Origin of the sequence: Clostridium sp., assembly GCF_040797585.1 — a bacterium.
GTDB lineage: Bacteria > Bacillota > Clostridia > Clostridiales > Clostridiaceae > Clostridium_Z.
Window position 1 is genome coordinate 1 of sequence record NZ_JBFNEO010000074.1, and the last position, 12135, is coordinate 12135.

Below are 12135 nucleotides of genomic sequence, written 5' to 3' on the forward strand. Positions count from 1 at the left end.
TTTCTATGTTATTAGGGCTTATTCCACAAGGTATATGATATATTATTTTGTTTTGCATTAAATCAAATAATATAATATTATCATTTTCACTACAAGTTATATAGGCTATATTGTCATAGACCTTTACATCTGTTAACCTAGATCCTATATAATAATCCTCTGCTATCTCTTCTTTTAATGTATTTATTTTAGAAAGAGTATTACTAAAGCTATTAGCAACTAAAAGCTTATCACACCACATGGAAATTCCATAAGGACCCTTTTTAATATTACCCTCCATAACATTAATCTTTTTTTCCTTTAATGTATTAATATTTATTCTAGATATATAATCTGATAATGTATTGCATACATAAATACTCTTCACTATTTATATCACCTCCTGACTCTTTACCAATATATGTAGTTAAATTCTTTGTGGTTATTAAATCTTTTTACACATTATTAGTTCTATATAAATGACAAATACATGTAGACAATGAAAAATTTTTCTCCTATAATAAATCTTGTCTAATCACAAAGGGGGAATCTTAAAATGTATACTTTTGAAACTAGTGGAGTGTGTACTAAAAAAATAACTTTTGATATTGAAGATAATAAAATTAAAGAGGTGAATTTTCAGGGAGGATGTCCTGGAAACTTACAGGGTATTTCAAAACTAGTAATTGGTATGGAAATAGAAGAAGTTATTAAAAGGTTAAAAGGGATTACTTGTGGACCTAAGAGCACTTCTTGTCCTGATCAGTTAGCAATTGCTCTTTCCGAAATACATACTAACAAATAAAAAACTTGTACATAGTGTACGTGAAGTTAGCAATATTTAATAAAAAATAATAAGGGCTGTCGCACAAAGATTAAAAGCTACAGTATATTGTATTAGATTTTTAAATTCTAAGACAACATATTGTGGTTAGATTTCTTAATGTGACAGCCCCTTACTTAGTGATTTAAGAATATTGAGTTATAATTATAAAATTAGTTTAAGCTTATTTATATAATTAATAGATATTTTTCTTTACTTAATACTTCTTATAATCTTTCTCATGTCTCCAATCATATATAAGGATCCACTTATTAATATAAGATCTTCCTTGCTACTTTCTTTTAAAGCCACTTCATAGGCTTCTCTATAATCTTCAATAGCCATAACATTATTATTGTATGGATATATGTGGTTCTTTAGCTCCTCTGCTAATTTAGCTCTATCACTATGAGGGGTTACAGCAATAACCTTATGAGCCATAGGAGTTATTGTTTTAACCATATCCTCCACATCTTTATCAGCTAATATTCCAAGAATTAAAATTAGCTTATTATATCTAAAATATTTGTCTATGTTACTCTTAAGTTTTCTTATTCCATCCATATTATGAGCCCCATCTATAACTACGGCTGGTTTATTATTTAATATCTCAAGACGTCCTTTCCAGATAACATTACTTAAAGCCTTAGATATAGTCTCCTTACTTATATGAAGGTTGTCCTTCTTTACTAGAACCTCTATGGCTTTTATGGCTACCTGAGCGTTAATACATTGATGTAGTCCAAGGAGTCCTAACTTCTCTTCTACTCTTTCATTTAAGATAGTAAATTCCACTAGTTGTTTAACCTTTTCTCTATCTATTATTACCTCTTTAAAGCTACACATGTGATTTTCTATCTTTATCACATTGCTATTTTTCTCTTTAGCCTTTAGTTCTATAACTTCCATAACCTCTTTATTATTAGGGTACACTACAACATCTACATTATCCTTTATAATACCAGCTTTTTCTTTTGCTATATCCTTAATATTATCTCCTAATATATTTATGTGATCATAGCTTATAGAGGTTATAACACTTACTAAAGGAGTTAGTACATTAGTGGAATCTAGTCTTCCTCCAAGGCCTACCTCAATAACTCCATAGTCTACCTTTTCTTCGTAGAAATATAGAAATGCACCACAAGTTATTATTTCAAATTCTGTAGGATGACCTAGTCCCTCATTACTAACTATATCAACAGCCTTTTTTACCTTAGTTATTATCTTAGCTAATCTCTCTTTTTTTATATTCTCCTCATTAATTTGCATTCTTTCTTCAAACTCTTCAATAAAAGGGGATGTATACATAGCTACTTTATATCCTGATTCTATTAAAATTCTACTTATAATAGCAGTGGTAGATCCCTTTCCATTAGTTCCTGCAATATGTATTGTCTTTATTTTTTTATGAGGGTTTCCAAGAAGTTCTAATATTCTTTCTGTTCTCTCTAGTCCATAGTTACTTCCAAACTTCCCCACACTATTTATATACATCATTGCCTCTTTATAGGTCATTGAATTATTATCCACATAATCATCTCCTTATACTATATTTAAAAAGATATAAAATCCTATCACTATTATATCTTTTATGGGTTTAATCTTCCATATAGTATTTTAAAAACTATATAGTAAAACATAATTTTTAGTATTACAGTTAATTTTTAATTAAGGTTTTAGTAAACTTAAGAATTTCATAAGTAAAATATATAGAAAGGGACTGCGGCATTAAGGAATTTACATACAATATATTGATTTGCAAATTTAAAATTAGCACAATATATTATAGTATTTATTCTTAATGCCACAGCCCCATTTAGTATTATTTTAATGCATCTATTCTAGATACAACAGCTTCAAGCATTTCTTTATACTTATTGCCCTTAGCTTTTTCTTCATTAACAACAGCTTCTGGTGCTTTAGATACAAACCTCTCATTAGAAAGCTTCTTCTCTACTCTATCTATTTCTTTTTCAAGCTTTTCTTTTTCTTTATTTAATCTTTCAAGTTCCTTTTCTTTATCAACTAAATCAAGAAGAGGCATAAACAATTCTCCTCCACTAGTAACTAAAGAAACTAAATTATCTTCTAAATTATCCTTACTTGTTATAAACTCTACTTGAGATGCTGAAGCAAGCTTTTCAAAGTAAGTAACTCCTGATTGAAATGCATTTTCTGCTTCTTTAGAAGACAATACTATTATCTTAGCCTTTCTTGAAGGTGGAACATTCATCTCAGCTCTAAGGTTTCTTAAAGCCTTTATAGCTTCTATTATAAAGTCCATTTCTTCTTCTGCTTTTTCATCTTTAAGATTCTCATCATATTCTGGCCACTTAGCTACAGTTATTGATTCACTCTCTGTATTTAAATGAGTATATATCTCCTCAGTTATAAATGGCATAACTGGATGAAGTAGTTTAAGTCCATTAGTAAGAACAGTATATAAAACATTATAGGCTATGCCCTTTTGTTTTTCGTCTTCTCCATAGAAAACTGGTTTTACTAGCTCTATATACCAGTCACAAAGTTCTGTCCACATAAAGTCGTAAATCTTTTGAAGAGCTATCCCAAGTTCAAATTTATCTATATTATCTGTAACCTCTTTGGCTATAGTGTTCATTCTAGATAGAATCCACTTATCAGCTAGTGTGTAGTCCTTATGATCATTATACTTCTCCATAAGATCCCTATCAAGGTTCATCATTATAAATCTTGAAGCATTCCATATCTTATTAGCAAAGTTTCTTGCTGATTCAACCTTTTCTGGATAGTATCTTATATCATTTCCAGGAGCATTACCATTTACAAGCATAAATCTTAAGGCATCAGCACCATACTCATCAATTACTTCTAAAGGATCTACTCCATTTCCAAGAGACTTAGACATCTTAAGTCCTTCTGAATCTCTTACTATACCGTGAATTAATACATTTTCAAAAGGTATCTCTTTCATGGCATAAAGTCCTGAGAATACCATTCTTGCAACCCAGAAGAATATTATATCATATCCTGTAACAAGAACAGATGTTGGATAGAAATAATCTAAATCTTGTGTCTTTTCTGGCCAACCTAAAGTTGAAAATGGCCATAAAGCAGAAGAGAACCAAGTATCAAGAACATCATTTTCTTGAACAAGCTTATCTCCACCACACTTTGGACATGATGTTGGAGCTTCCGCTTCACACATTATTTCTCCACAAGAACAGTACCAAACTGGAATTCTATGTCCCCACCATAATTGTCTAGAAATACACCAATCTTGGATATTTTCCATCCAGTTAAAATAAGTCTTTTCAAATCTCTCTGGAACAAAGTTTACTTTTTTATTCTTAACTACATCTATAGCTGGTTTTGCAAGAGATTCCATTTTTACATACCATTGCTTAGATATTATAGGCTCAACTACAGTATTACATCTGTCATGACATCCCACATTATGGCTATGAGGTTTAATCTTAACTAAATATCCCTTTTTTTCAAGATCAGCAACTATAGCTTTTCTTGCTTCATATCTCTCAAGTCCTTCATACTTTCCACCAAGCTCATTGATTATTCCTTTATCATTCATAACCCTTATCTGAGGAAGATTGTGTCTTAATCCAACTTCATAGTCATTAGGGTCATGGGCTGGGGTTATTTTAACTGCTCCTGTACCAAATTCTAAATCAACATAATCATCAGCTATTATAGGTATCTCTTTGTTTACAAGAGGAAGCATTAAGGTTTTACCTACTAAATGAGCATATCTCTCATCCTTAGGATTAACTGCAACTGCTGTATCTCCAAGCATAGTTTCTGGTCTTGTAGTTGCTATCTCTAGATATTCATCTGATCCTACTACTGGATATTTTATATGCCAGAAGCTACCTTCCTTTTCACTATGCTCTATTTCTGCATCAGATAAAGCAGTTTCACATTTTGGACACCAATTTGTTATTCTATCACCTTGATATATAAGACCTTCCTTATATAGCTTTACAAACACGTGTCTTACAGCCTTATTTAGATTTTCATCCATGGTAAATGCTTCTCTAGAAAAGTCAGCAGAAGCACCTAATTTTTTAAGCTGTTGTCTTATTTTTTCTCTATATTCTTCTGACCATTCCCATACCTTTTCAAGGAAAGCCTCTCTTCCCATTTCTTTCTTTTTAAGACCTTGCTTTAAAAGTTCATTCTCTACCTTAACCTCTGTTGCAATACTAGCATGATCTTGACCAGGAAGCCATAGAGTTTCATATCCTTGCATTCTTTTACTTCTTATTAGGATATCTTGAAGAGTATTATCTATAGCATGACCTAAGTGAAGTTTACCTGTTATATTTGGTGGTGGCATTATTATAGTAAAAGGTTTCTTAGTTTTATCCACCTTAGGGGTAAAATACTTATTTTCTTCCCACATTTTATATAATCTTTCTTCAAAATCTTTTGGATTATAAGTAGTAGCTAAAGTTTTATTATTTTCCATTTGTATTCCTCCTTAAAAATTTATATATAGTAAGCTGTAATTAATTTAAAATATACAGCATCAATATTATCTTAGAAAACAAAAAGAGCCCTCATCCTATAAAAGGACGAAGACTCGTGGTACCACCTTTTTTCCCATCACAATAATGGGCTCTCAAATAAATAACGATCGATAAAAACCGTCTTTGACTACTATGATTTCATCAAAGAAGCTCAAAAGCTACCTTCAAGATAAAGATTTTAGAAAACCTTACAGCCAAGGGCTTTCCTCTCTAAAAAAATCTATATTACCTTTACTCCTCTTTTTCTTAGCTTTTCTTTATAAATTTATATATTTTATTATAATGTTATTTACCTTAATGTCAATATGTTTTCTGTTATTTTATAAATTTAACTTAAGATTATTAGTAAGAACTTCTATCTCCATTGATTTTTCTTCAATATATACATACTTACATAAATTCTTAAAGGCTGAACTAAGCATAAGCTTAATTCTATTGAGCTGGTTTACCTCACTAGCTCCTGGATCATAATCTATTGCAACAATATTAGCTCTAGGATATTTATTCTTTAAAGCTTTAAGCATTCCCTTACCTGTAACATGATTTGGAAGACAGGCAAAAGGTTGCATACATATAATATTGCTAGCTCCTTCCTCAATAAGTTCTATCATCTCTGCTGTTAAGAACCATCCTTCACCAGTTTGATTTCCAAGGGATAATATGCTACTAGCTTTTTCAGCTAATTCATAAATACTTGATGGAGGAGTAAATCTCTTGCTTTCTTTTAAACTCTTAATAATAGGTTTTCTATAAAAATCTATTATCTTTATTGCCCCTAGGCCTAGAATTTGATTTTTCTTTGGACCAGATAGATGTCTATATTTAAAATCATTATCTAAAGCAGAGTATAAAAAGAAATCCAGTAAATCTGGAACTACAGCTTCTGCTCCTTCCTTTTCTACAATAGATATTACATTATTATTTGCTAGAGGATGGAACTTAACAAGAATCTCCCCAACTAGTCCTACTCTAGGCTTTACAACATCTAATAACTCAATATTATCAAAATCTCTAACTATCTCTTCTACATCTTTTTTATACCTATGATACCCACCATTTTTTAAAGTTTTTATACATTTTTCATTCCAATATTCATAAAGCTTATTACAACTTCCTTTAATCTTTTCATAGGGTCTTGTCCTGTAAAGACATCTCATAAGTAAATCTCCATAACAAATTGATAGTAATAAATCTTTTCCGAGGGAAGGTGTAATAGTAAATCCAGGGTTTTTTTCAAGACCTCCCCCAGCATTTAAAGAAATCACAGGTACATTTTCGAATCCTGAATCCTTTAAGGCTTTTCTAAGAAGAGCAATATAATTTGTAGCTCTACATCCTCCGCCAGTCTGAGATATAATGACTGCTGTGGAATTCACATCATATTTTCCAGATTTAAGTCCATTTATTATGGATCCTATAACAATTATAGATGGATAACACACATCATTATTTACGTATCTTAATCCTTCATCTACAGCTTTTTTATCATTATAAGGTAGAACTACTAGGTTATATCCGTGGTTATTAAATACTTCTTCACATAACCTAAAATGTATAGGAGACATATCAGGAGATAATATGGTATATTTTTTCTTCATATCCTTAGTAAATAGTTTTCTTTCCTCATTATCCTCCTTATCCTTTGGAAGATAGTTATTATTTTTTCTTTCATTAAGAGCAGCCTTTAAAGACCTTATTCTTATTTTAATTGCTCCTAAATTATTTCCTTCATCTATTTTAAGTAAAGTATATATTTTACCTTTTTTATGGAGGATTTCTTCTACTTGTTCACTAGTTATAGCATCTAATCCACATCCAAAGGAATTAAGTTGAACAAGTTCTAAGTTTTCTCTACTGGCAACAAAGGAAGCAGCTTCATAAAGCCTAGAATGATATACCCATTGATCAACTACTCTTAAAGGTCTTTTTAAATCTCCTAAATGACAAACACTATCCTCGGAAAGCACTGCCATATCAAAGGATGTAATTATATTAGGAATACCATGATTTATTTCTGGATCTATATGATAAGGACGTCCACTTAAAACAATACCTTTCTTTCCAGTGTCATCTAGATATTTAATAATTTCCTCTCCCTTAGCTCTTATATCAACCTTAAACTTTTCTTGTTCTAGCCATGCTTTATCTAAAGCATATTTTATTTCCTTTTTACTTATGTCAAAATCTTTAAACTCATCATAAAGACGTGGTAATAACTTTTTCTTATTATTTAAAGAAAAGAATGGATTTTTAAATAATATGTTCTTTTCCTTTAACACATCCATATTATTTTTTATAACCTCTGGATAAGAAGTTACTATAGGACAATTATAATGATTATCTCCCCCTTGAAATTCCTTTCTCTCATAAGGTATACAAGGGTAGAATATAAACTTCACTCCTCTATTTACAAGATCCATAATATGACCATGAACTAATTTACCAGGATAGCATACGGATTCAGAAGGAATAGTTTCTATACCCATTTCATAAACCTTCTTAGAACTTCTTCTAGAGAGTTCTACCCTAAACCCAAGTTCCTTAAAGAAAGTAGCCCAAAATGGATAATTTTCATATAGATTTAACACTCTGGGTATTCCAACTACCCCTCTAAAAGCTTCTTCTTCTTTTAATACTGGATATGAAAAAACCCTTTTATATTTATAATCATAAATATTAGGTTCTAATTCCTTTCTTATTTCAACTCCTGCACCTTTTTCACACCTATTTCCAGATATAAAGCTATTGCCATCACTAAACTTATTTACAGTAAGCATACAGTTATTATTACATAGACCACATCTTCTTATTTCTGTTTCTACACTAAATTTATTTAAATCCTTAGTTAATAAAGAGTTCTCACCTTCTTTATATCGTTCTTTTGATATGATTGCAGCTCCAAAAGCTCCCATGAGTCCTGCAATATCTGGTCTTATAACCTCTCTCTCAGATATTAATTCAAAGGCTCTTAAAACCCCATCATTGTAGAAGGTTCCTCCCTGAACTATAATTTTCTCTCCAATTTCTTCTGGATTTCTTAACTTTATAACTTTAAAAAGAGCATTCTTTATCACAGAATAACTAAGGCCAGAAGAAATATCCTCTATGTTAGCACCTTCTTTTTGAGCCTGCTTTACTCTAGAGTTCATAAAAACAGTACATCTTGATCCTAAATCCACAGGATTCTTAGCAAAAATTGATTCCTTTGCAAAATTTTCAATAGATAGGTTTAAAGATTTTGCAAAACCCTCTATAAAAGACCCACATCCTGAAGAACAAGCTTCATTAAGTTGAATACTATCAATAACACCATTAGATATTCTAAGACATTTCATATCTTGTCCACCAATATCTAAAATAAAGTCTACTCCTTTTAAAAAGTATTCTGATCCCTTGTAGTGAGCTATAGTTTCAACTTCTCCAATATCTACTCCTAATGCAGCTTTAATAAGCTGTTCTCCATATCCTGTAACTGTAGCCTTTTTAATTTCTGCATCTTTAGGTAAATTACTATAAATATCTTTTAATATTTCAATGGTAAGCTCTAAGGGTTTCCCATTATTATTTCCGTAATAAGAATATACTAGATTAAAATCTTCATCTATTAAAGCAACTTTAGTTGTAGTAGATCCTGCATCTATTCCTAGAAAGCAATTCCCAGAAACATGTTTTATATCTTTTCTTCTTACTTTTGCTTTTCCATGTCTTTCTATAAAATTATTGTATTCTTCCTCATTAGAAAACAAGGGATCTAGCCTCTCAATTTCCCTCTCTTCTATACCATGTAATTTTTTAAGCTTTTCCATTAATGAAGAAAATGATATAATTTTTTCTTCTCTAGAGCTCAGAGCGGCACCTATAGCTACAAATAACTGAGAGTTTTCCGGAAATATTATTTCATCATTCTTTAAACCTAAGGTTTCAATAAATCTTTTTCTTAGTTCAGATAAAAAATATAAAGGTCCTCCAAGAAAAGCAATCTTTCCTCTAATTGGTTTTCCACAAGCAAGTCCACTTATAGTTTGAGTAACTACTGCTTGAAATATAGAGACAGCAATGTCTTCTTTTCTTGCTCCTTCATTAATAAGAGGTTGTACATCAGTCTTGGCAAACACACCGCATCTAGCAGCTATTGGATATATATGAGTATATCCTTTTGCCATTTCATTGAGTCCTAGGGCATCTGTTTCAAGAAGTACAGACATCTGATCTATGAAAGCACCAGTTCCTCCAGCACAAGTTCCATTCATTCTCTGCTCTACCCCACCAGTAAAGTAAGTTATCTTAGCATCTTCTCCTCCAAGCTCTATGGCAACATCTGTGTGATTTATAAATGTTTCAATAGTTTTTGAACAAGCTATAACTTCTTGTATAAATGAAATATCAAGCCATTTTGAAACAGATAATCCTCCAGAACCTGTTACACTTATAGTGATATCTCCATTATAAACTGTATAGCATTCATTTATTAAAGATATAATGGTCTTTCTTATATCAGAAAAATGTCTTTCATATTTACTATATATAATCCTCCCATTATTATCTAATAGTACTAATTTCACTGTTGTAGATCCTACATCTAGTCCTAAATTAAAAGCCTTCTTCATGTTTCTATTCACCTCTCCATTAATCCTAATAATAATGAAATGAACTTTTAACTTTAATCATTGAATTTTATTACATCTTTATAATACTTTAAGATAATCTATAAACTAAAATTTAACATAGAATGAATCTTCCTTAAGTTGGTGTTCTCTCCACCATCTGAAGATCAGATGAGTTAATCTAGGGGTGTAGCAACTGTTAAGTCCCACCTTTTAAGAGGATGGGGGTGTTACAGCTCCTAGCCATAAGATAAAATTCCTATACTTAATTCTATGTTAAATAAATATAATAATCTCTATAGTTTTATTCTCATACAATCTATTTTTAAGATCAAATCTTCATATTTTAAAACGTTATACTATATTTAAATTCATAAACACCACTGTGAATTCAATACACAGTGGTGTCTATAATATATGCTATAAATTACTGATTATTACAGTAATATATGTAAAACAACTCTAATTTTAAATATAATAATATCACTTTCAGAATTTGTAGTCAACTTAGAATATTAAGATGATTCTTAGTAAAATTAATTATTATAATTATAGGTCTTTAATCATTAAATATATATTTATTCCTTAGTTATACATAAATTTAATGAGTTATTTTAAAATTATAGAATAAACATTAAGAATTATCATATTATTATAGTATATTTTTCTATATTGTGGTAATGATTATAGATAGTAAAATATAATTTTCAATGGGAGGTATCTCATGAATTATTTTCATAAGGCTAACGAACATTACAATGACAAGGATTATAAAAGAGCCATTTCCTTTTATCAGAAAGCTATTGATAACAAAGAAAATGAAGCTTGTTCTTATTATAACTTAGCAGTATGTTTTATTAAACTTAAGGAATATGAAAAGGCCATAGAATACATACAGTACGCTCTAAAGCTAAAAAGAGAAAGTAAGTATTTTTTTAATTTAGCTTATTGTTATGCTATGTTAAACAACTGTAAAAAAGCTCTCATATATTTCAATACTGCCTGGGCATTAAACCATGAAGATAAGGATTGTGAAAAAGCAATTAATTTAATAATAAGTAAACATAAAAAAGCAGCATTATAAGAGCTCACAAATATAATTTGTGAGCTCTTACCATTCCCCTACAATCTTATCACCTTTATGGTCTACAGAAAATCTCTTTGAATCAAAGTAATTTCCACTTTTAAAAAATGTAGGATCTACATTAATCCATTCACCAGATTCCTTTATATAAACCTGATTCCATGCATGATTAACCCAAGATGTTCCATTAAATCCTTCTCCTGTGACTAATCTTACCTTTAATCCAACTGCCCTTGCCATGGCAACATAAAGACAAGCGTAGTCAAAGCAAATTCCTTCTCTGGAATTAAAGGTACTTATAGCTCCAGAAGGCTTAGAATAGTCATTCATCATTATTCTATCTGCTTTATCATAATCATAATCTATATTCTCTCCAACCCAAGCATATAGTGCTTTAGCCTTATCTCTATCTTTAGTATATTTTGAGGTAATTTCCTTTGCAAAATCATTAATCTCTTTATTGGACTTTATACCACTTTCTAAGGTAATCCCATTGTAATATACTATTCTTTTTAAATTAGAAGATTCTTTAATCTCTTCAACTTGCAGAGTATTACTAAGAATTATTGGTAGGTTTTGTGCAAAAGAAGAATTATATATTGGAACAATGACTTTATTACTTATATAAGTATAGAGTTTAGATTTTTCAAGATAGTTATTAAACTCAGTACCTTTATAAGCCATAGCTCCAAAATTTAATATTATGGATGTTAATATAACATAAATAATAGATTTAGGAATCTGCAAAATAGATCCTAAAACTCTTTTACCAAAAGTACTACTCTTTTGTCCAAAATTATATATAGTTTTTAATAAAGGATCTATAGTTACTGAGTTTATAATCTTTATTATTATAGATAATAGAATTTGAAGAATTATAATAAGAGTAATACTTACTAAAAAAACAGATACTAAAGGATTATCTTCAAAAAATACCTCTATCACATTAGGGATATATTTTCCAAAAACACTGTATTCTTTAAATAGTATAAACTTTCTAGCTATATAAATCCCAAGAATTACAGCAATGAAAAACCCCAAGGTTCTTTCAATATCTAAAATTTCATCCTTTACATCCTTTGTGGAAGTAATTTTAATAAATCCACTTATTAAAGG

7 protein-coding genes and 1 other annotated feature are annotated in these 12135 nt (G+C 30.0%); of the genes, 2 read left to right on the forward strand and 5 right to left on the reverse strand.

All coding sequences use genetic code 11. From position 1 onward, the window contains the following. The coding region (locus AB2369_RS06660; protein ID WP_367665697.1) for a YncE family protein at nt 1-367 on the reverse strand (367 nt) is incomplete at its 3' end. 168 nt (nt 368-535) lie between these two features. Here AB2369_RS06660 and AB2369_RS06665 point away from each other — a divergent pair. Further along, nucleotides 536-784 carry a TIGR03905 family TSCPD domain-containing protein gene (locus AB2369_RS06665; RefSeq protein WP_367665698.1) on the forward strand — a complete coding sequence of 83 codons (249 nt, stop codon included), beginning with the start codon at nt 536-538 and terminating at the stop codon, nt 782-784. Between the two features lie 231 nt (nt 785-1015). Here the strand turns inward: AB2369_RS06665 and AB2369_RS06670 are convergent, their stop codons facing one another. The 3 genes from AB2369_RS06670 to AB2369_RS06680 all read right to left on the reverse strand — a co-directional run bounded on the left by AB2369_RS06670 (nt 1016) and on the right by AB2369_RS06680 (nt 9938). Next, on the reverse strand, nt 1016-2320 hold the full coding sequence (locus AB2369_RS06670; RefSeq protein WP_367665703.1) for a folylpolyglutamate synthase/dihydrofolate synthase family protein: 1305 nt from the start codon (nt 2318-2320) through the stop codon (nt 1016-1018). 307 nt (nt 2321-2627) lie between these two features. Further along, the gene (locus AB2369_RS06675) at nt 2628-5270 is read right to left on the reverse strand and encodes a valine--tRNA ligase (protein WP_367665699.1); all 2643 of its coding nucleotides are present in this window, start codon (nt 5268-5270) and stop codon (nt 2628-2630) included. Nucleotides 5271-5369: 99 nt separating this feature from the next. Continuing rightward, nucleotides 5370-5588 (reverse strand) — a binding site (T-box leader). Between the two features lie 63 nt (nt 5589-5651). Beyond that, a complete protein-coding gene (locus AB2369_RS06680) occupies nt 5652-9938 on the reverse strand; it encodes an acyl-CoA dehydratase activase-related protein (RefSeq protein ID WP_367665700.1) in 4287 nt (1428 codons plus the stop codon). 721 nt (nt 9939-10659) lie between these two features. Between AB2369_RS06680 and AB2369_RS06685 the strand changes: the two genes are divergently transcribed. Then, complete coding sequence (locus tag AB2369_RS06685; protein ID WP_367665701.1) at nt 10660-11019, forward strand: tetratricopeptide repeat protein; 360 nt, start codon at nt 10660-10662, stop codon at nt 11017-11019. 27 nt (nt 11020-11046) lie between these two features. Here AB2369_RS06685 and AB2369_RS06690 read toward each other — a convergent pair. Beyond that, nucleotides 11047-12135: transglutaminase family protein (locus AB2369_RS06690; RefSeq protein WP_367665702.1), on the reverse strand; the 1089-nt coding region annotated here is incomplete at its 5' end.